Origin of the sequence: Streptomyces sp. NPDC087428 (assembly GCF_044744085.1) — a bacterium.
GTDB lineage: Bacteria > Actinomycetota > Actinomycetes > Streptomycetales > Streptomycetaceae > Streptomyces.
Genome location: NZ_JBIUXR010000001.1, coordinates 254,224 through 274,224, shown reverse-complemented (window position 1 = coordinate 274,224; position 20,001 = coordinate 254,224). Strand labels below are relative to the sequence as shown.

Sequence of the window (20,001 nt, the reverse complement as noted above, 5' to 3'; positions counted from 1 at the left end):
TGGGGCGGGCGCTCGGTGAGCACCCGCCCCACTGTCGTACGGATCACATGGCGGTTACGGCGCGACCTTCTCGATCACGACGCTGCCGGTGCCCGCGGCGGTGCCCCGCGCGTTCACCAGCTGGACCTCGCCGAAGAACTGCCGGCCCTCGGGGGCCGCCCCGGCGACCGCGACCTCGGCACCGACCTGCGCGGATGCGCCGGCGGCCAGGTTCACGGCCTTCGACTCGTCGACGGAGATCCTGCCGAGCGACGGCGAGTAGTACACGTCGCGGTAGGCGAACTCGGTGGTCCCGGCGGGGACGTCGTAGCCCTCGACGACGACCGTGTACGTGCCGGCCGCGGGCTTCACCAGACTGACCGACTCCTCGGAGCCGGCCGTGGTGGAGGAGCCCACCTGGGCGGCACCCTTGTAGACGTACAGGTCGAGGTCGGCGTTGGCGTCCGTGGTGGAGCCGATGGCGACGTCCAGCTTCTCGACGCCCTCACCGATGGTGACCTCCTGGGTGTACTCGCCACCCGTGGAGATCGACGGACGCTGGACGTCGGCCGAGCCCAGCGAGCCGCCCTTGAGCTTGCCCTCCAGGGGACCCGCGTTGTTGGTGACGGTCCAGTCCACCGCGGCCGGGGTGCCGATCTTCGCCTCGGCGATGGTCTGCACGGCCGGGTCGAAGGACACCCCGAGCAGCGAGACGTCCAGCTTGTACGGGTTGTCCAGCAGCGGCGACGTACGCCGGGCCTCGACCTCGATCTCCCAGACACCGGCCTGCGGGTCGGCGTACGAGCGCACGTCGGGGCGGCAGGTGTTGGCCGGGTTCTCGTAGTTCGGGTAGCAGAACGGCGTCCCGCTGTCCTCCACCGCGACCCCGTACGGGTGGATGGAGATGAAGCGGGTCTGGCTGCCCGAGCGCAGGGCGCTCATCGCGACCTCAAGGGTCTTGGCGCCCTCCGGCACGTTCACGAAGTACGACGTGGTGCTGTTGCGCTGCACCGAACCGGACGCCTTGAACGCGTAACCCGGCTTCACCAGGTCCTTGGCGACGACGACCGTGGTGAGGATCTGCTGGTCCACCCCGGAGGTCTTCGCGTCGTCGAGCTGGAGGATCGCGCTGTGCACGCCCGCGCTGCCCGGCTTCGCCTGGACCTTGACCGTCACCGGCTTGCCGAGCGGCAGCGAGACGGTCTTGTCGCCGGTCAGCTTGAAGGTGCCGTCGTTGTACTTCCACGACAGCTTGTGCTTGACGTTCTTGTCCGGGCCCGTGGTGCGGGTGACCGTGACGTCGTACGACTTCTTCTGGCCGGCCTTGAGGCCGCCCTCGCGGTCGTACAGACCGGTGCCGAAGCCCGGGGTCTTCAGCGCGAAGTCGATCGCGGTGTCGACCGGCGCCTTGACCGTGTACTCGTGCGCCGGGGCGCCCTTCTTCTGGATCTGCTTCCAGGCGGCGATGATGTCGATCAGACCGGCACCCTGGGCGTGCGCGGGCACTCCCTTGATCTGGGTGGCGGTGCTGGTCAGCGCGGTGCGCAGATCGGCCGGGGGCAGCTCGATGTGCTTCTGCTTCGCGGCGGAGAGCAGCAGCGCCGTCGCGCCGGCGGCCTGCGGGGAGGCCATCGACGTGCCCTGGAGCATGGAGTAACCGGCCGGAAGCGAGTAGCCCGCCTCGGCGACCGGCGAACCGGGCAGCCAGGTCTGCGTCGAGTTGATCGACGCACCGGGCGCCGTCAGCGTCGGCGTGAAGCCGCCGTCCTCACGCGGACCGCGCGAGGAGAACGGCAGCATGTCGTACTTCTTGGTGACGCCGGAGCCGTAGTTGGCGGCCCAGGTCTCCTTGGAGATGGACGCGCCGACCGAGATGACGTGGTCGGCCAGGCCGGGGTCACCGATGGTGTTGACGCCCGGACCGTCGTTGCCGGCCGAGATGACCAGCTGGACGCCGTAGATGTCGACGAGCCGCTTGTACAGCTCCGCGCGGGCGTTGTTGCCGTCGTTCAGCGGCGGCAGGCCGCCGATCGACATGTTGACGACATCGACACCGCGGTTCACGACGAGGTCGATCATGCCCTCGGTGAGCGCGATGTTGGTGCAGCCGCCGGACCAGGTGCAGGCGCGCGAGGAGACGATCTTCGCGCCGGGCGCGGCACCGTTCATCTTGCCGCCGAACAGGCCGTTCGCGGCGGTGATGCCCGCGACGTGCGTGCCGTGCTCGGACTCGATGACACCGATGCTGACGTAGTCGGAGGTGTCCCCGGCGGCGTTGTACACGACGCTCTTACGGGTCTCGACGACGAACGGGATGCGCTCGACGACATCGGTGCGCGGGTCGTCCTTGCCGAAGTAGGAGACCTGGTGCTTCTCCTTGTACGGCTTCAGGACGGTGTCGTCGGTGAAGTCGGCGTTGTTGTTCAGGTCCACCCGGGTGGTGCCGGTGACCGGGTCGTACAGCACGGCCCACACGTCGGTGGTGTCACCGTCGCGGTTCAGGTCGCCCGCCATGTCGCCGCCCTTGGTGGCGGCCTCGGCGAACAGGCTGATCCGGTACGAGCCCTTGGGCGCGGAGTAGGTGCGGCCCTTGTAGGTGAACGTCGGGCCGGACACGGCGTCCGTCATCCGCAGCCAGGTGCCGTCGCCGTCACTGACCGGGTCGGTGGCCGTCACCCAGTCGGTGACCTTGCGCTCGCCGGTGGTGGTCTTCTGGAGGGCGGGGTGACCGAGGTCGACGCCCGCGTCCAGGACGCCGATGGTGATGCCCCGGCCGTCGGCCTTCGGGTGCTGCTTGACGAAGTCGACCGCACCCGTCTCGAACGACGGGTTGTACGGGTTCTTCGCCGGAGTCTTCTTGTTCGGGGCCGCGTAGCTGCCCGTCGACTTCGCCTTGGCCTTGGTGCCGGTCGCCCGGTCGGCCGCGGGGGTCGGGTCGTCCAGCATGATCTCCTGCTTGAGATCGATGCCGTGGACGGAGCTGAGCTTCGACGCCGCCTTGATGGTGGCCTCGGCGCTCGCGGTCGGCACGGTCACCCGTACGTACCCGAGCTTGTCGTAGGCACGTCCCAGCACGGAGCCCTTGACGGCGTCCAGTTGCTTGGTGACCTGCTCGGTCGCACCGGGGGCGGTGGCGACCATCATCGTGATGTTCTTCTCGCCCTTGGCCCGCGCCTTGGCGAGCACGGCGGCGTCGGCGCTGCCGAGCTTGTCCGCCGTGGCGTTGCCGGCGGCGGCCTTGACGGGGGCGGTCGCCGGGTCGTCGGCGGCGAAGACGGGGGCGACACCGGTGGCGGCCAGTGCGGCCACCAGACCGGCGGCGGCCGCCACTCGGGCCGCGCGTCTCGCTCCGGGTATGTAACCGGGGGATTCGGAGGTCATCAGCATCCCTGTATGTGAAAGTGAAAGTCCGGAAATCGGTACCGGATGACCGCTCACCCTTTCGTAAATGACAGGGGTTTGTGGAGAGTTGTGGTGCGCAAGTTGTGAACATGGCGGACTTCCGCCACCGGTGCCGAAGTGCCACACGGGACGAAGCGGTGGTTACGTGGCGATCCCGCACCGGGAACCTCACCGGGGCAGGATCACCACGTGCGCGGCCGGCTCGCGGGCGGCCGCCGCCGTCAGCGCCGTCCGCACCACGACCGCCTGCTGCTCCAGGGCGTCGCGCAGCTTCCTCGGGGAGAGGTGGACGACGGTGACCCCGAGCCGTTCCAGGTGCTCGCGCCGGGCGGCGTACCCGGCCCACTCCGCGTCGTGCTCCTCCTGCCGGCGGTCGTCGCCGATCCGGCCGTACCGCGGGGCCCTGGTGTCCAGTTCGAGGGCGACCGCCTCCTCGGGCCAGTAGGCGTCGACCCCGCCCAGATGCGGACCGCCGGGCAGGCGCAGGTCCACGTTCCACAGCGGTTCCGGGAGCTCGTACCCCCGCACCAGGTCGTACAGCCGGCCCTCCGCCAGCGCCCGGCTCTCGGCGAGCAGCGACTCCACCGCGTTCACCACCTGGGGGCGGCCGAGGACCTTGGCGCGGTTCAGCTCACCCACCACGACGGCCGGTTCGCAGTGACCTTCACGGACCGCCTCGGTGAGCAGCCGGCGCACGACGAACGCGTCGGCGAGCCCGGCGACCGCGTCCGCCAGCGCGCGGGCCACCGGGGCCACCGGCAGCCCGTCCAGCAGCTCGGGCTCCGGCAGCTCGGACGTCCGCACCAGGCGGACGTACCGGACCGACCGCAGCCGCCGGACCCGCGGCACCAGCACGTCGATCCGGTCCAGGGAGACGGCGGGCGGCGCCGCGGCGAACCCGTGCAGCGAGAGCGCGGCGAGCCCGGTGACCATCGCCTCGCCGTACGCGGGATCGGTGCCGGCGGTCCGCTCCGGCACGGCCCGCCGGCCGGAGACCGCCGGGCGTCCCGCGTGCAGCAGCGCGGACCGCAGCCGCTCCGGGCCGGTGAGCGGCCCCGGGTGCAGCACATAGACACCGGGCAGCGGCTGCTGCCACGGGCCACCGGTACGGCACTGCCCGGTGGCCTGCGCGGCGGAGACGCCGCAGTCCTTCAACTGGGCGGCGGACAGCACGCGTTGCCGTACATCGGAGGTGGTACGGAGGTGGCAGGGAGGGAGCGGGGTGTTCTGGGTCATGCTCCGGGGTATCCCGCGCGCCGCCGGGGCCGTAACCCCTGTTACAGGCCCGTCGACATTCCAGGACAACGCCGTCCAGAAGTACGGGCGTTCGGCAGTCGAAAAGGCCCGTCCCGGCAGGGATTGCGAACCGTCCGCGGGGGCGCGCCCGCCCCCGCCGGGCGCCCCTCCCGCGCTCCTCCGCCCGTCCGGCGGCGGGGGTGCGAACCCCTCGCCGGACGGGCCGGGGAACCGTCAGGCCGTCGCGGCGTCGCACTCCTGCGCCCGCAGCCCCCGGGCGAGGTCGTCCCGGGCCTCCAGCACCAGCCGCCGCAGCGCGGGCGCCGCGTCCGCGTGCGCCGCCAGCCACGCGTCCGTCGCGTCCAGCGTCGAGGGATCGTCCTGGAGCGCCGGGAACAGGCCCTTCACCACGGCCATCCCGATCTGGATCGACCGCTCGGCCCACACCCGCTCGATCACCTCGAAGTACCGGGCCGCGTAGGGCGCCAGCAGCTCCCGCTGCGACGGCTGCGCGAAGCCCAGGATGGTGGCCTCCACCAGCGCGTTGGACAGCGCGTCCGACTCCACGACACCCGCCCAGGCCTGCGCCTTGACCGCGGCCGACGGCCGCGAGGCCAGGCACCGCACCTGGTGGCGCTTGCCGGACGCCGTGTCGTCGCGGGCCAGCTCGGCACCGATCACCGACTCGTCGGCCAGCCCGTGCGAGGCCAGCGGGGACAGGAACGCCCAGCGGAGCTCCTGGTCGACGTCGAGCCCGTCGATCCTGGCCGTCGCGCCGAGCAGCCCGGACAGCAGCTGGAAGTCCGTGTCCGACGCGGCGACCGCCGCGAAGAACCGGGCCCAGGCCAGCTGGTGCTCACTGCCCGGCACCGCGAGCCGCAGCTCGCGCAGCGCGCCCTCGGCCAGCGCCCGGCCGCCCTCCTCGCGCCACCCGGGCGCCGCGTAGTGCACCAGCGCGGTCCGGGTCCAGGCGTGCAGCATCTGCAGGACGCCGATGTCCGTCTCGCGGCCGGAGAAGTCCAGCACCAGCGAGAGGAAGTCGCGGGCCGGCATCAGCCCGTCCCGGGTCAGGTTCCACAGCGCGGACCAGCACAGCGCCCGCGCGAGCGGGTCCGTGATGTCACCGAGGTGCGAGCGGAGCGTGGTCAGCGACACCTCGTCGAAGCGGACCTTGCAGTACGTCAGGTCGTCGTCGTTGACGAGGATCAGCTCGGGACGCCCGGCCCCGGCCAGCTCCGCGATCACGGTGCGCGGCCCCGCCACGTCGACCTCGGCCCGCGCGTAACGCACCAGGGCGCCGTCCGTGTCGCGCCGGTACAGACCGACCGCGACGCGGTGCGGGCGCAGCTCCGGGTGCGAGTCGGCCGCCTCCTGGAGGACGGCGAGCTCGGTGATCCGGTCCGCGGCGTCGTACGTCACCAGCGGGGTGAGCGAGTTGACGCCCGCGGTCTGCAGCCAGGAGCGCGACCAGCCGGTCATGTCCCGCCCGGACGTCTCGGCCAGCACCGACAGCAGGTCGCCCAGCTGGGTGTTGCCGTACGCGTGCTTCTTGAAGTAGCGCCGGGCGCCCTCCAGGAACGCGTCCCGTCCGACGTAGGCCACCAGCTGCTTGAGCACCGAGGCGCCCTTGGCGTAGGTGATGCCGTCGAAGTTCAGCTTGGCGTCCTCCAGGTCACGGATGTCGGCCGTGATCGGGTGGGTGGACGGCAGCTGGTCGGCGCGGTAGGCCCAGGACTTGCGGTTGTTCGCGAAGGTGATCCAGCCGTCCTTGAACCGGGTCGACTCCACCATGGCGAAGACCCCCATGAAGTCGGCGAACGACTCCTTGAGCCACAGGTCGTCCCACCACTGCATGGTGACGAGGTCGCCGAACCACATGTGCGCCATCTCGTGCAGGATGACGTTGGCCCGGCCCTCGTACGCCGCCTGCGTCACCTTCCCGCGGAAGATGTACTCCTCGCGGAACGTGACACAGCCCGGGTTCTCCATCGCGCCGAGGTTGTACTCGGGCACGAACGCCTGGTCGTACTTCCCGAACGGGTACGGGTAGTCGAAGTTGTCGTGGAAGAAGTCCAGGCCCTGCTTGGTGATCAGGAAGACGTCGTCGGCGTCGAAGTGCCGGGCGAGCCCCTTGCGGCACAGCGCGCCGAGCGGGATCTCCAGCTTCGTGCCGTCGTCGAAGGTACGGGTGTAGGAGTCGGTCACGTAGTGGTACGGGCCGGCCACGACCGCCGTGATGTACGTCGAGATCGGCTTCGTCTCGGCGAACCGCCAGACCCCGCCCTCCCGCGACTCCTCGGCCCCGTTGCTCCAGACCGTCCACGCCTCCGGCGCCGTCACCCGGAAGCGGAAGGGCGCCTTGAGATCGGGCTGCTCGAAGTTGGCGAAGACGCGCCGCGAGTCCGCCGGCTCGTACTGCGTGTAGAGGTAGACCTCGCCGTCCTCCGGGTCGACGAAGCGGTGCATCCCCTCGCCGGTCCGGCTGTAGGCGCACCGCGCGTCCACCACCAGGACGTGGTCGCCCTCCGGCAGGTCCGTCAGCGCCACCCGGTTCCCGTCGAAGACGGCCGCCGGGTCCAGCGCCGTGCCGTTCAGCGTCACCGCGTCCACGGCCGGCGCGATCAGGTCGGCGAAGGTCGACGCACCGGCGCGCGCCGTGCGGAACCGGATCGTGGTCACCGAGCGGAATGTCCGCGGACCGGAGGCCGGGCCGCCGTCCCCGTCGGGCTCACCGACGGCGGAGCGGACGTCGAGCTCGACGTCGTAACCGTCGACGGTCAGCAGCTCGGCCCGCTCGCGGGCCTCGTCGCGGGACAGGTTTTCACCGGGCACGAGCACACTCCTTTGTGTCACGTTCGAATACTTTGATCCTCCCATGCCGCTTCCCGCCCCGGCATGCGGGAATGGCCGGAGCGTCCCGCGGTGTTCTCGCGCACAGATGGAGATCGGTCCGCCTGAGGAGAGACATGTCTGAGAACAGCACGGCAACCCGCAAGATCCCCGCCGATTTCTGGTTCGACCCGCTCTGCCCCTGGGCCTGGATGACCTCCCGCTGGATGCTGGAGGTGGAGAAGGTCCGCGACGTCGAGGTCCGCTGGCACGTGATGAGCCTGGCCGTACTCAACGAGGACCGGATCGACGAACTGCCCGAGGAGTACCGCGACCTCCTGGAGAACAAGGCCTGGGGCCCGGTCCGCGTGGTGATCGCCGCCCAGCAGAAGCACGGCGACGACGTCGTCGGCCCCCTCTACACGGCGCTCGGCACCCGCTTCCACAACCAGGGCGAGGGCCCGACCCGCGAGGCGATCGTGGGCGCCCTGGAAGACGTCGGCCTGCCCGCCGAGCTCGCGGACCACGCGGACTCCGACGCGTACGACACCGAGCTGCGCGCCTCCCACAAGGAGGGCATCGACAAGGTCGGCCAGGACGTCGGCACCCCGGTCATCGCCGTGCCCGGCTCCGACGGCGAGCAGATCGCCTTCTTCGGCCCGGTCGTCACCCCCGCCCCGAAGGGTGAGGAGGCGGCGAAGCTGTGGGACGGCACGCTGCTGGTCGCGTCGATCCCCGGCTTCTACGAGATCAAGCGGACCCGGACGGCCGGGCCCGACTTCAGCTGATCCCCGGGGGTGCGGGCACCGTGCGTCACGGAGCCCGCACCCTGCTGTCCCACCCGGACGGCGCGTCCTCACCCGTACAGCGCGTCCAGCTTCGGCAGCCGCCCCGCCATCTCCTCCTCGTCGTCGAAGTCGAAGTCCCACTCCGGGTCCAGGGCGGGGAACTCGACCGTGAACGAGCCCGGGGGCAGCTCCTCGCCCGTCACCCGGCGGTACGCGGCCCACGCGACCCCGAGCATCCGCTCGCACTCCAGCTCCTCGAAATCGGCCGCGACCTCCTTGACCGACGGCAGCTCCGCCAGCGTGTCCGGATCCGCGACCACCCGCTCGAACACGTCACGGCCCTGGCCGATCAGCCAGCCCCGGAAGTAGTCGAACCCGTCGTCGGAGCATCCGCCGTTTATCGTGTACGCCGCGGCCCAGAGCGGGGCCCGGTAGGAGGCGGCCATCAGACCCCACAGCAGTTGCTGAGCGGCGACGATGCCGTGCGCCGGCCGTTGGGCGAGCAGGTCCGAGATCCGCTCGGCCACGGCCTCCGTGTCCGCCGGGTCCGTGACCAGGGCGCGGGCGTCGTCGATCAGCTTCCAGAAGTCCTTGGTGTCCATGGAGGTGAAGCATGCCGGAGGGGTCTGACAGCGCACCCGCCGAGCGAACGGAGAACCGTATGAGGGTCCGTCCCGGACGCCCGTCGGAGGCCGCGGAACTGACCGCGCTCGCCCTGCGCTCCAAGGCGCACTGGGGTTACGACGAGGCGTTCATCGCCGCCTGCCGCGACGAACTGACCATGGTTCCCGCCGACATCGGCCCCCGCCGGACCGCGGTCGCGGAGGAGGACGGCCGGGTCCTCGGCTTCACCACCCTGGAGGGGAATCCGCCCGTCGGCGTGCTCGGCATGATGTTCGCCGAACCGGACGCGCTGGGGCGCGGGGTGGGCCGCCTGCTCTTCGGACACGTCGTCGAGGAGGCCGGGCGGATCGGCCTCGCACGCTTCACGATCGACGCCGATCCGAACGCAGAGGGGTTCTACCTCGGCATGGGCGCGGTCCGCGTCGGAGTGACACCGTCCGGCTCGGTCCCGGGCCGCGAGCTGCCACTGCTGGAGTTCACCCTCACGTCGCGCTGAGCCCTTGCCGGGGGCTCGAACTCTCGTTCATGATCGGCGGCATGGCAGCCGACGTCCGTACGGACGTGACTCCGGAACCGGACTGACCCCGCTCCACCTCCCAGGAAGAGCCCGCCATGCCGAACGAGCCCGCACCCGCCGTCCCCGCCGCCGACGTACTCGCCGAACTCGGCGCCCTGCGCGGCGCCGACGCCCCCACCCGGGGCGGCCGGACCTTCGCCTACGTCTACGACGCGGGGCTGGAGGGCCTCGACGAGCTGGCGGCCGCCGCGTACTCGGCGTACGCGACCGTCAACGGCCTGGACCCCACGGTCTTCCCGAGCGTCGCCCGGCTGGAGAACGACGTGGTGGGCGCGGCGGCCGCGCTGCTCGGCGGGCCCGGCGCGCAGGGCACGTTCACCAGCGGCGGTACGGAGTCGATCCTGCTGGCGGTGAAGACCGCCCGTGACCACGCGAAAGCCGAACGCGGTGTGACCGAGCCCCAGTTGGTCCTGCCGTCCACCGCCCACGCGGCCTTCCACAAGGCCGCCGCCTACCTGGGCCTGGAACCCGTCGTGGTGCCCGTGGACCGCTCGACGTACCGGGCCGACGCCACCGCCGTGGCCGCCGCGATCACCCCGCGCACCGCTCTCGTGGTCGCCTCGGCACCCTCGTACGCCCACGGCGTGATCGACCCGGTCCCCGAGATCGCCGCGGCCGCGGCGGAACGGGGCGTCCTGTGCCATGTGGACGCCTGCATCGGCGGCTGGCTGCTGCCCCATCTGCGGCGCGCGGGACAGGAGATACCGCCGTTCGACCTCTCCGTCCCCGGCGTCACCTCGCTCTCCGTGGACCTGCACAAGTACGGCTACGCGGACAAGGGCGCCTCCGTGGTGCTCTACCGGGACGCCGGACTCCGCCGCCACCAGTACTTCGCCCACGCGGGCTGGCCCGGCTACCCGGTCGTCAACCCGACCGTCCAGGGCACCAAGTCGGCGGGGCTGCTGGCCCAGGCGTGGGCGGTCCTCCGGTACGTCGGCGAGGACGGCTACACCGCACTGGCCGCCCGGGTCGCCGAGGCGTCGGGCCGGCTGCTCGCGGGGCTGCGCGCGACGGCGGACGTACGGGTGCTCGGCGACCCCTCTGCGGGGCTCGTCGCCTTCACGGTCGTGGACGGGCCGGACGGCGAGCCCGGACTGAGCCTGCTGCTGCACCTCGCGGACGAGATGCGCGAGCGAGGCTGGTACCTCCAGCCGCAGCTCTCCTTCGACGGACTGCCGCCCAACCTCCACCTCACCCTGACCCCGGCCACGGTCGGCCAGGTGGACGCCCTGCTCACCGACCTCCACACGGCACTGGACGCGGCCCGCGCCCTGCCCCCGGTCGAGGTGGACCCCGCCCTCGCCGAACTGGCCGCCGGGCTGGACCCGTCGAGGCTCGGCCCGGACGAGATCGAAGCGGTCCTGGCCTTCGCGGGCCTCACCGGCGACGGCGGCCTGCCCGCCCGGATGGCCCCGGTCCTGATCCTGCTGGACGCCCTGCCCGGCCCGCTGAAGGAACGGCTGCTCGCGGAGTTCGTGGGGTCGGTGTTCCGGATCTGACGGGCGGATCCGGAACACCGGAATCCGGAACGCCGGGACCGGCCGGACGGCTCAGGCGTAGAAGTTCCGCTCCCACCGGTGCCCGGCCAGCACACCGAGCTGGTCCGCGGTGAGCGGGCGCCCGTCGCTCAGCGCGGTGTTCCGCTCCACGTTGCGCACGCTGCGCATTCCGGGGATGACGGTGGAGACCGCGGGCGAACTCAGTACGAACCGCAGCGCGTGCTCCGCCACGGCGTCCGGCCCGATGCCCAGGTCCGCGACGATCGCCGCCACCCGCCGCTCGACCTGGGCCGGGCGGTCGTCACGGAAGTAGCGGTTGCGCCAGTCGCCCTCGGGGAACGTCGTGCCGGCGGTGATCCGGCCGGTCAGCCCGCCCTCGTCCAGGGCGACCCGGACGATGACCCCGACGCCGTGCTCCTCGCAGGCCGGCAGCAGTTCGTCGGCCGGTGACTGGTCGAACACGTTGTAGATGACCTGGACGCTGTCCACCGCGCCGCTGCGGACCAGCGCGAGCGCGCTCTCGGGCCGGTGGTCGTTGACCGAGACCCCGAACAGGCGGATCTTCCCCTCGCGCTTCAGCTCGGCGACCGTCTCCAGCCAGTCCCCGCGCCCCACCCACTCGTCGTGCCAGACGTGGAACTGGAGCACGTCGAAGTGGTCCAGGCCGGAGGCGCGCAGACTGGTCTCCAGGCTCGTCCGGATGTACTCGCCCGGGAACGCCTCCGCCGGGTCCGTGCCGTCCGCCGGGGGCCACACCCCGTTCTTCGGCGGCACCTTGGTCGCGACCAGTACGTCGTCACCGGTCCGCTCCCGCACGACCCGACCGACGATGCGCTCGCTCTCGCCGTAGCCGCGCGCCGTGTCGATGAAGTTCACGCCGAGGTCGACGGCCCGGTGGAGGGCGCGCACGGATTCGTCCTCCGTCGCGCCCACCCAGCTGGACTCGCCGATGCCCCACGCGCCGTAGCCGATCTCGGACACCCGCAGTCCACTGCGTCCCAGCTCGCGGTAGCGCACAATCAACCTCCACGTCATCGTCCCCGGCCGGCGGCGCATCAGGCTACGCACCGGCAAATGACGTTGACGATAGGTGACGCGCGCGCCGGGGTCAGGTGGTTTTCGGCGCACCGGCCGAGGGGGCGGGCGCGCTCACCGGCCGACCAGGCCCTGGACCGTGACCGGGTCGCCGACGCTCACCACGCCCTCGCGGACCACCGCGTTCTTCACGCCGAAACTGACCCGGTTCCCGTACTCCGCCTCGCGCCGGTACGTCGCCAGGGTCCTGACCGGTTCCGGACCCCTGCGGAGGCCGGTGAGCTGGTCGACGAGCGGGACGCTGCACCGCGTCGCCCGTACCGAGTGGGCGAGCTCGACGGAGCCCAGGGTCATCCGGCGCACCCGGTCCTCGAAGTGCGGTTCGTCCTTGCCGGTCAGGACGATGTTGGGGCGGAAGCGGTCCATCGGGACGGCGTCGGCGTCGCCCCGCGCGGCGATCCGGGCGTTCAGGTCGTCCAGGGAGGCCGTCGAGGTCACGAGCACCGCGTGCGCGTCCGCGAAGTTGACCTTGCCGGGGGTGTCGCCCCAGCCGTCCCGGTCGAAGCCGGGGACGGCCCGCACCAGGCGGGACTTGGCGCCCAGCACGTCGGAGAACCATTCGGCGACCGCGTCCCCCTGGTCGACGGCCGCGCCGAGGGGGCGGTCGAACATGCTGACGTCGCGGCGCGGGCCGTCCGGGGCGACGTCCAGGCGCAGGGGTTCGACGCCCTCGGCGGAGAGCGCCAGCACCGCCCCGGACCGCAGGATCCCGACCTTGACCGCGGCCATCGCGGGGTGTGTGCGCTGACTGCGGAAGGCGCCCTCCGCGGCGTCCACCACCATGAAGGTCCGGTCGTGTTCGAGGCCGGTCCCGATGACCCGCGCGGAGTCGGCGGAGGTCCCCGCACAGCCCTTGACCGGGTAGTACACCAGCTCTCGCACGGTGATCGTCATGATGTCCTCTCCGGAGAATACGCTGAGGCCGCCATCATCCCATTTACCTCGTATCAGGTAAGTTCCTTTAAGGAACTCAATCGGTGCCGAGAGGGGAACATGCCATGACGCAGGCGCGGTGGGCCGAGGTCGACGACTACTTCAACGCTCTGCTGCTGGGCCCGGACGATGCCCTGGAAGCGGCCGTGGAGGCCAGTGACAGGGCCGGGCTGCCGGCGATCCAGGTCGCGGCCAACCAGGGGAAGCTGCTGCATCTGCTGGCCCGGCTCCAGGGGGCGCGCACGGTTCTGGAGATCGGCACCCTGGGCGGGTACAGCACCATCTGGCTGGCCCGCGCGCTGCCCGCGGGCGGCAGGGTCGTCACGCTCGAAGCCGATCCGGAGTGCGCCGAGGTGGCGCGCCGGAACATCGAGCGCGCCGGCCTGGCGGATGTCGTGGAGATCCGGGTCGGCCCGGCCCTCGACACGCTGCCGGGGCTCGCGGAGCAGGGGTACGGGCCGTTCGACGTCGTCTTCATCGACGCCGACAAGCCGAGCAACCCCGAGTACCTGGCCTGGTCGCTGAAGCTGACCCGGCCCGGGAGCCTGATCGTCGCCGACAACGTCGTGCGCGACGGCGAGGTGGCCGACGCCGGGAGCCAGGACCCGAAGGTGCGGGGGGTGCGCCGGTTCACCGAACTCGTCGCGGCCGAGCCGACCCTGACCGCGACCGCTCTGCAGACCGTCGGCAGCAAGGGGTACGACGGGCTGCTGATGGCGCTGGTCACCGAGTAGGCGGCGCCGGCCCGGTGCGCGGGCATGGAAGGGCCCCCGCGAGTCATGTCCTCGCGGGGGCCCTTCGTTCATCCGCCTGCCCGGCGAAGGCTGAGAAGACGATCACGAGGCAGGACGTTCACGGCGCTCCTCGGTCAGGGGGCGAGCAGCAGTACGTTCGCGCGCTCCTTGGCGGCCGCGTACCGCTTCGCCACGTCCTGCCAGTTGACGACGCGCCACATCGCCTCGATGAAGTCGACCTTCTGGTTCTTGTACTGAAGGTAGAAGGCGTGCTCCCAGGCGTCGAAGACGAGGACCGGGACCGAGCCCTGGCCCACGTTGCCCTGGTGGTCGTAGACCTGCTCGACGATCAGCCTGCCGCTGACCGGCTCGTACGCGAGGACGCCCCAGCCGGAGCCCTGCGTGGTGGCCGCGGCCTTCGTCAGCTGGGACTTGAAGCCCGCGAAGGAGCCGAAGGATTCGGTGATCGCGTCCGCGAGGCCGCCGACACCGTCCGCGGCCAGCGGCTCGCCGCCGCCGTCGCCGGTCATGTTGTGCCAGTAGATCGAGTGCAGGATGTGGCCGGAGAGGTGGAACGCGAGGTTCTTCTGGAGCCCGTTGATCGCTCCCCAGGCCTCCTTGTCGCGCGCCTCCTCCAGCTGCTCCAGGGTGTCGTTCGCGCCCTTCACGTACGCGGCGTGGTGCTTGTCGTGGTGGAGCTCGACGATCTGCGGATTGATGACCGGTTCGAGCGCCGCGTAGTCGTACGGGAGTTCCGGGAGCGTGTACGTGGCCATGGTTCGAACCCTCCAGCTGCTGTCCTGTTGTTATTGCAACCTATATGCAAGAGCAGGCTAACAGCAGCAGTGGCTGAGGGGAGGTCAGCCCTTCGGCGTAGGACCCGGGTCTCCCGCGGCCGATTCCGGCGCACGCTCCGGCATACGGAAAACGCCGGGCGGGCCGGAGTGATCCGGCCCGCCCGGCGTTTTCGTGTACCGGGGTCACGCGTCCGCGGCTCCCGGGGGCGGGGCCGCGGAGCGCCGCTGGCGCACGACGCCGATGGCGATCAGGACCGCAGTCAGCCCGCCCGTCGCCAGTAGCTGGTCACGGGTGTCGGGCTGGCGGAGCATCAGGAAGAAGATGCCGGCCATGCCCGCCAGGGCCACCACGGTCAAGCCCGGGAACAGCCACATCCGGACCACCAGTTTCTGCGGCTCCTCGCGCTCCAGCCGGGCGCGCAGGATCAGCTGGGAGACGGCGATGAAGATCCAGACGACCAGGATCACCGCGCCGGTCATGTTGAGCAGCCAGGGGAAGACGTCGTCCGGGCGCCAGTAGCTCAGCAGCACGCACAGGAAGCCGAACACCGACGAGACCAGGACCGCGCGGCGCGGCACGCCGGACGAGACCCTGCCGAGCCGCTTCGGGCCCTGGCCGCGGGCGACCAGGGAGCAGGCCATGCGCGAGGCGCCGTAGATGTTGGCGTTCATCGCGGAGAGCAGCGCCACCAGGATGACCACGTTCATGATCTCGGCGGCGCCGCTGATGCCGAGGTGGTCCAGGGCCGCGTAGAAGGGGCCGACCCCCACGACCTCCGGGTCGTCCCACGGGACCAGCGTGACGATGACCGCCATCGAGCCGACGTAGAAGAGCGCGATCCGCCACATCGCCGTCCGCACGGCCTTCGCGACCCCGCGCACCGGGTTCTCGGACTCGGCCGCGGCGATGGTCACGGTCTCCAGACCGCCGTACGCGAAGACGGAGGCGAGCAGCCCGATGACCAGCCCCTCGGAGCCGTTCGGCATGAAGCCGCCCTCGCCACTGAGGTTGGCGGTGCCGGGGGCGTCCGTGTCCGGGAGCACGCCGAGGATCGCCAGCACGCCGAGCACCAGGAACAGCGTGATCGCGACGACCTTGAGCGCGGCGAACCAGAACTCGAACTCGCCGAACTTCGTCACCGAGGCCAGGTTCGTCCCCAGGAACACCACCATGAACAGCGCCACCCAGGCCCACTCCGGAGTTCCGGGCAGCCAGCCGGTGACGATCTTCGCCGCACCGATCCCTTCGAGGCCCACGGCGACACAGAGCAGCACCCAGAACGCCCAGCCCGCCGTGAACCCCGCCCACGGCCCGATCGCCCGCTCGGCGTGCACGGAGAAGGAGCCGGACGCCGGATTGGCCGCCGACATCTCGCCGAGCATCCGCATCACGAGCATGACCAGCAGTCCGGAGCAGGCGTACGCGATGACGATCGAGGGGCCGGCCGCGGCGATTCCCGCGCCGGAGCCGACGAACAGCCCGGCGCCGATGACACCGCCGAGGGCGATCATCGAGAGGTGGCGCTGCTTGAGTCCGTGGGTGAGGGCCGAGTCGGCCCCGTGGTCGGAGGTGGTGGCCGGGGTGCCGGTGGGGGGAGGCACGGAGGTCCGAGGCATGGACGAACTCTGTTCGTTCGGTGAGGTGGGGGGACGTGTTCCAGTCTGGACGCGGGCACCGTTCAGGTGGAACGGATGTCCGCTGTACGGGCACCATGCTCACACAGGGCGCACACCCCGCTCCGTGGAGCGGGTCTCCGGCACGGGCCGGCCGTTTGGAGGGAGTCAACAGTCGACTCCCCGCGCCCTTCCTGGTCCACCGGGAGTTGATCCGCTCCCACCTCCGTGATGAGCATCACGTCCAGGGATGATTGTGTGCCGCACTTTGTGCGAATCCCACCAATCCCTCAACCACCCCTTTGTGGGCCGCTGATGGTGATCGGGCATGGCCGGTCGGATAGCGTCGGGCTCAGCCCTGTCCCCACCTGCCCTCACCTCGCGGAGTCCCGATGAGCATTGCTGCCGCCGCCCCCGTCCGCACCGGAGCGGTCCTCGCCGACCTGCTGCCCGCCGCCCGGCACCGTTACGCCGTGGACACCGCCCTGGTGCTCGGCGGCGCCGCGCTCACCGGCATAGCCGCCCAGATCGCCGTGCCGGTCCCCGGCTCCCCGGTCCCGGTCACCGGCCAGACCTTCGCCGCGCTCCTGGTCGGCACCGCGCTCGGCGCCCGCCGCGGCTTCCTCGCCCTCGCCGTGTACGCGCTCGTCGGCATGGCGGGCATGCCGTGGTTCTCGGCCGGCAGCTCCGGTCCGGGCGGTGCCTCGTTCGGCTACGTGCTCGGGATGCTGCTCGCCGCGACCGTGGTCGGCGGCCTCGCCCGCCGCGGCGGCGACCGCTCCGTGCTGCGGACGGCGGGCACCATGGTGCTCGGTTCCGCGCTCATCTACGCGGTCGGCGTGCCCTATCTGGCGCTGTCCACCGGCATGTCGGCGAGCGCCGCGATCGCGGCCGGCCTGACGCCGTTCCTGCTCGGCGACGCGCTCAAGGCGGCGCTCGCGATGGGCGCGCTGCCCGCGTCCTGGAAGCTCATCGGCCGTCGCGGCTGATGCCGTAACTCCCTCCGAAGAGGCTCGCCGGGTCGTACCGCGACACCAGACCGGCGAGCCTCTTCTGTGTCCGCGCGTCGTGGAAGCCGCCGGTGCGGTCCCCGCCGCCGAAGGAGAAGTTCAGCGAACGGCCCAGGGCGAGCGGCGCGACGACGGCGCCCACCTCCTCGTACAGGGCCCGGACGGAGGCCACGTCCGTACCGTCGAGCGGTGACAGCAGCCGCAACAGGAATCCGGCCTCGCGGAACGGCACCGCGTTCTCCGCCGCCGGGCCGGTGGCCAGCGCGCCGCCCAGGTGGTTGAGCTGGACCACCGTCATCATCGGGGCCTTCCGGCCGGTCAGCTCCAGCACCCGCAGCGCGCGCCCGGCGTCCAGCCCGCTCAGCATCAGCCCGTCCCCGTAGTACGCGTGCGGGAACGGCGGATCGTTGTGGATGGTGGGGCTGTCGGCGTACGGCATCTCCCGCAGCGAGTCCGCCGACGCGGGCCCGATCGCCCGCAGCGGCGCGACGAGGCGTTCGCCTTCGGCCGCACTGCCGGTGTACGCGACGCGCACGGAGATGACGTACCGGCCCCGCATCGCCTCCGGCATCTGCGGCACGTCCGGGTACCCGAGCGCGGACAGCGACGACGTCAGCGCGTCGGGCACGGTCCTGGTCCACTCCAGCCAGCGCCGGAGCACCCGCGCGCCGGCCTCCCCGTCCCCGTCGAAGGCGAGCGAGCCGCCGTACAGCCGGGCCACCGGGACGAGGCCGGTCTCCAGCCCCGTCACCACGCCCAGCCGGTGCCCGCCGCCGCGCAGCCCCCAGAACAGCTCGGGCTCGTCCTCGGGGCTGACATGGCGCCGCACCCCGTCGCCCGTCACCACGTCGAGTGAGCGCACCCGGTCGGCGGCGTACCCGAACTCCCGGGCCAGGATGCCCAGCCCGCCGCCCAGCGTGTAGGAGACGGCGCCCACTCCGGGGGCGGAGCCGTTCAGCGGGGCGAGCCCGTGCGGCGCCGCCGCCTCGATCACCTGCCCCCAGGTGGTGCCCGCCCCGACGGCGGCGGTGCGGCGCACCGGGTCGATCCGTACGGAGTCCATCCGGGCGGTACTGATCAGGACCCCGCCGTCGACGGCGCCCGGCAGCCCGTGCCCGGTGGCGTGGACGGCGACCCGGAGCCCGTCCGCGGCGGCGCGTGCGACGGCGTCACGTACGTCGTCGGGCCCGACGGCCTCGACGACGAGGTCCGGGCGGATCGGGAAGCCGGTCTGGAAGCCGGCCGGGAAGTCGTTCACGGATCCGGCGGGGTCGGCAGTCATGGGGGAGGCTCTCCGGTCGCTCGCTCGATGGGCTGACGAAGGAGAGCCTCCCCGGTATACCTGACAGGGGCCGTCAGGTATGGGTGATCAGTTGTCGACGGTCTCCGCCGGGGCCTCCGCGCGGCGCCGGCGCGCCTCACGCACCAGGGAGAAGGCCACCACCAGGACCGCGACCAGCAGCGAGAGCAGCACCTGCTCGCGGCCCGCGTCATCGGTCAGCATGTAGACCAGCACGAACGAGATCATCGCGATGGTCGCCCAGGTCAGATACGGGAAGAGCCACATCCGTACGACCAGCTTCTCGGGCGACTCGCGCAGGATGATGCCGCGCATCCGCAGCTGGGTGAAGCAGATGACCAGCCAGACGAACAGGGCGACCGCGCCCGAGGAGTTCAGCAGGAACGCGAAGACGGTGTCCGGCCACTGGTAGTTGAAGAAGACGGCGACGAACCCGAAGACGACCGACGACAGGATGGCCGCCTGCGGCACACCCCGCTTGTTGGTCCGGGCGAACGCCTTCGGGGCGTCACCGCGGCCGCCGAGCGAGAAGGCCATCCGGGAGGCCGTGTAGAGGCCGGAGTTGAGGCAGGACAGCACGGCCGTCAGCACGATGACGTCCATCACCTGGCCGGCGTGCGGGATGCCGATCGAGTCGAGCGCGGCGACGTAGCTGCCCTTCTCCATGATCGAGGCGTCGTTCCACGGCAGCAGGGTCAGCACGACGAAGATCGAGCCCAGGTAGAAGACCGCGATCCGCCAGATGACGCTGTTGGTGGCCTTCTGGACGGCGCGCTGCGGGTTCTCCGACTCGCCGGCCGCCAGCGTCACGATCTCACTGCCCATGAAGGAGAAGACCACCATCAGCACCCCGGTGAGGATGGCGCCCGGCCCCTTGGGGAAGAAACCGCCGGCGTCGGTGAGATGGGCCAGCCCCGAGCCGGCGTTGTCCGACCCCGGCAGTACGCCGAAGACGGCGAGCAGGCCGACGATCACGAAGGCGCCGATCGCCACCACCTTGATCCCGGCGAACCAGAACTCGAACTCGCCGTACGAACCGACCGAGACCAGGTTCGTCGCGGTCAGCACCAGCATCACGATCAGCGCCCAGGCCCACTGCGGGACGCCCGGCACCCAGTTCTCCAGGATCTTGGCACCCGCCGTGGCCTCGACGGCGAGCACCACGACCCAGAAGAACCAGTAGAGCCAGCCGATCGAGAAACCGGCCCAGCGGCCCAGCGCCTGGTCGGCGTAGGCGGAGAAGGAGCCCGACGCCGGACGGGCGGCGGCCATCTCGCCGAGCATCCGCATCACGAACACGACCATCAGGCCGACCAGCGCGTACGACAGCAGGATGGCCGGTCCGGCGGCGGCGATGCCCGCGCTCGAACCCACGAAGAGGCCCGCGCCGATCACCCCGCCGATCGCGATCATCGAGAGGTGACGGTTCTTGAGACCGGCCTGGAGCCCGCCCTCGGGGCCCTTGCCGTCCGAAGGGTCCGGCCCCTCCGGCTGCTGGCCCGGTCCGGCCAGAGTCGTCTGCGACGTCATGGATCGAATCCTTACGTTTTCGGATCACTCGGTTGCGCGCCCGCCGCGGCACGG

General features: G+C 71.4%; 15 protein-coding genes. 5 read left to right on the top strand and 10 right to left on the bottom strand.

Annotated features, from left to right (window positions below):
* Positions 1-54 precede the first annotated feature (54 nt).
* The 3 genes from ACIO3R_RS01200 to pepN all read right to left on the bottom strand — a co-directional run bounded on the left by ACIO3R_RS01200 (position 55) and on the right by pepN (position 7,449).
* Positions 55-3,366 carry a S8 family serine peptidase gene (locus tag ACIO3R_RS01200; RefSeq protein ID WP_402101995.1) on the bottom strand — a complete coding sequence of 1,104 codons (3,312 nt, stop codon included), beginning with the start codon at positions 3,364-3,366 and terminating at the stop codon, positions 55-57.
* A gap of 183 nt (positions 3,367-3,549) precedes the next feature.
* Complete coding sequence (locus ACIO3R_RS01195; RefSeq protein ID WP_385031741.1) at positions 3,550-4,617, bottom strand: hypothetical protein; 1,068 nt, start codon at positions 4,615-4,617, stop codon at positions 3,550-3,552.
* A gap of 234 nt (positions 4,618-4,851) precedes the next feature.
* The gene (gene pepN, locus ACIO3R_RS01190) at positions 4,852-7,449 is read right to left on the bottom strand and encodes an aminopeptidase N (RefSeq protein WP_402101993.1); all 2,598 of its coding nucleotides are present in this window, start codon (positions 7,447-7,449) and stop codon (positions 4,852-4,854) included.
* A gap of 134 nt (positions 7,450-7,583) precedes the next feature.
* Between pepN and ACIO3R_RS01185 the strand changes: the two genes are divergently transcribed.
* Positions 7,584-8,234: a DsbA family protein gene (locus ACIO3R_RS01185; RefSeq protein ID WP_385344916.1), complete on the top strand. Its 651-nt coding sequence runs from the start codon at positions 7,584-7,586 to the stop codon at positions 8,232-8,234.
* A gap of 68 nt (positions 8,235-8,302) precedes the next feature.
* On the opposite strand, the gene ACIO3R_RS01180 is transcribed toward ACIO3R_RS01185, so the two are convergent.
* A complete protein-coding gene (locus ACIO3R_RS01180; protein WP_402101990.1) occupies positions 8,303-8,836 on the bottom strand; it encodes a DUF4240 domain-containing protein in 534 nt (177 codons plus the stop codon).
* Between the two features lie 59 nt (positions 8,837-8,895).
* Between ACIO3R_RS01180 and ACIO3R_RS01175 the strand changes: the two genes are divergently transcribed.
* Both ACIO3R_RS01175 and ACIO3R_RS01170 read left to right on the top strand, forming a co-directional pair.
* Positions 8,896-9,354 carry a GNAT family N-acetyltransferase gene (locus ACIO3R_RS01175; protein WP_402101988.1) on the top strand — a complete coding sequence of 153 codons (459 nt, stop codon included), beginning with the start codon at positions 8,896-8,898 and terminating at the stop codon, positions 9,352-9,354.
* Between the two features lie 116 nt (positions 9,355-9,470).
* Positions 9,471-10,934, top strand: coding sequence for a pyridoxal phosphate-dependent decarboxylase family protein (locus ACIO3R_RS01170; protein WP_402101986.1), 1,464 nt, complete (start codon positions 9,471-9,473; stop codon positions 10,932-10,934).
* A 51-nt stretch (positions 10,935-10,985) separates the two neighbouring features.
* Here ACIO3R_RS01170 and ACIO3R_RS01165 read toward each other — a convergent pair whose 3' ends face one another.
* Together ACIO3R_RS01165 and ACIO3R_RS01160 are read right to left on the bottom strand one after the other, a co-directional pair.
* Complete coding sequence (locus ACIO3R_RS01165; RefSeq protein WP_402101985.1) at positions 10,986-11,951, bottom strand: aldo/keto reductase; 966 nt, start codon at positions 11,949-11,951, stop codon at positions 10,986-10,988.
* A 132-nt stretch (positions 11,952-12,083) separates the two neighbouring features.
* Positions 12,084-12,923, bottom strand: a complete 840-nt coding sequence (locus ACIO3R_RS01160) for an MOSC domain-containing protein (RefSeq protein WP_385344927.1) — start codon at positions 12,921-12,923, stop codon at positions 12,084-12,086.
* A gap of 104 nt (positions 12,924-13,027) precedes the next feature.
* Between ACIO3R_RS01160 and ACIO3R_RS01155 the strand changes: the two genes are divergently transcribed.
* Positions 13,028-13,696: an O-methyltransferase gene (locus tag ACIO3R_RS01155; RefSeq protein ID WP_402101982.1), complete on the top strand. Its 669-nt coding sequence runs from the start codon at positions 13,028-13,030 to the stop codon at positions 13,694-13,696.
* A 134-nt stretch (positions 13,697-13,830) separates the two neighbouring features.
* On the opposite strand, the gene ACIO3R_RS01150 is transcribed toward ACIO3R_RS01155, so the two are convergent.
* Together ACIO3R_RS01150 and ACIO3R_RS01145 are read right to left on the bottom strand one after the other, a co-directional pair.
* Positions 13,831-14,472, bottom strand: coding sequence for a superoxide dismutase (locus ACIO3R_RS01150; protein WP_385031766.1), 642 nt, complete (start codon positions 14,470-14,472; stop codon positions 13,831-13,833).
* Between the two features lie 204 nt (positions 14,473-14,676).
* On the bottom strand, positions 14,677-16,110 hold the full coding sequence (locus ACIO3R_RS01145; RefSeq protein WP_385037851.1) for an amino acid permease: 1,434 nt from the start codon (positions 16,108-16,110) through the stop codon (positions 14,677-14,679).
* A 389-nt stretch (positions 16,111-16,499) separates the two neighbouring features.
* On the opposite strand from ACIO3R_RS01145, the gene ACIO3R_RS01140 reads away from it, so the two are divergent.
* Positions 16,500-17,096, top strand: a complete 597-nt coding sequence (locus tag ACIO3R_RS01140) for a biotin transporter BioY (RefSeq protein ID WP_385037854.1) — start codon at positions 16,500-16,502, stop codon at positions 17,094-17,096.
* Here ACIO3R_RS01140 and ACIO3R_RS01135 read toward each other — a convergent pair.
* Complete coding sequence (locus ACIO3R_RS01135; protein ID WP_402101980.1) at positions 17,077-18,399, bottom strand: FAD-binding oxidoreductase; 1,323 nt, start codon at positions 18,397-18,399, stop codon at positions 17,077-17,079. The two genes, ACIO3R_RS01140 and ACIO3R_RS01135, sit on opposite strands and share 20 nt — an antisense overlap.
* A gap of 87 nt (positions 18,400-18,486) precedes the next feature.
* A complete protein-coding gene (locus tag ACIO3R_RS01130; RefSeq protein ID WP_385037860.1) occupies positions 18,487-19,947 on the bottom strand; it encodes an amino acid permease in 1,461 nt (486 codons plus the stop codon).
* Between the last annotated feature and the right edge of the window lie 54 nt (positions 19,948-20,001).

Coding starts and splice junctions, on each gene's coding strand:
- ACIO3R_RS01135 (WP_402101980.1), bottom strand. CDS start 18,399: ATGACTGCCGACCCCGCCGGATCCGTGAACGACTTCCCGGCCGGCTTC.
- ACIO3R_RS01170 (WP_402101986.1), top strand. CDS start 9,471: ATGCCGAACGAGCCCGCACCCGCCGTCCCCGCCGCCGACGTACTCGCC.
- ACIO3R_RS01150 (WP_385031766.1), bottom strand. CDS start 14,472: ATGGCCACGTACACGCTCCCGGAACTCCCGTACGACTACGCGGCGCTC.
- ACIO3R_RS01200 (WP_402101995.1), bottom strand. CDS start 3,366: ATGCTGATGACCTCCGAATCCCCCGGTTACATACCCGGAGCGAGACGC.
- ACIO3R_RS01195 (WP_385031741.1), bottom strand. CDS start 4,617: ATGACCCAGAACACCCCGCTCCCTCCCTGCCACCTCCGTACCACCTCC.
- ACIO3R_RS01175 (WP_402101988.1), top strand. CDS start 8,896: ATGAGGGTCCGTCCCGGACGCCCGTCGGAGGCCGCGGAACTGACCGCG.
- ACIO3R_RS01140 (WP_385037854.1), top strand. CDS start 16,500: ATGAGCATTGCTGCCGCCGCCCCCGTCCGCACCGGAGCGGTCCTCGCC.
- ACIO3R_RS01130 (WP_385037860.1), bottom strand. CDS start 19,947: ATGACGTCGCAGACGACTCTGGCCGGACCGGGCCAGCAGCCGGAGGGG.
- ACIO3R_RS01185 (WP_385344916.1), top strand. CDS start 7,584: ATGTCTGAGAACAGCACGGCAACCCGCAAGATCCCCGCCGATTTCTGG.
- ACIO3R_RS01160 (WP_385344927.1), bottom strand. CDS start 12,923: ATGACGATCACCGTGCGAGAGCTGGTGTACTACCCGGTCAAGGGCTGT.
- ACIO3R_RS01145 (WP_385037851.1), bottom strand. CDS start 16,110: ATGCCTCGGACCTCCGTGCCTCCCCCCACCGGCACCCCGGCCACCACC.
- ACIO3R_RS01180 (WP_402101990.1), bottom strand. CDS start 8,836: ATGGACACCAAGGACTTCTGGAAGCTGATCGACGACGCCCGCGCCCTG.
- ACIO3R_RS01155 (WP_402101982.1), top strand. CDS start 13,028: ATGACGCAGGCGCGGTGGGCCGAGGTCGACGACTACTTCAACGCTCTG.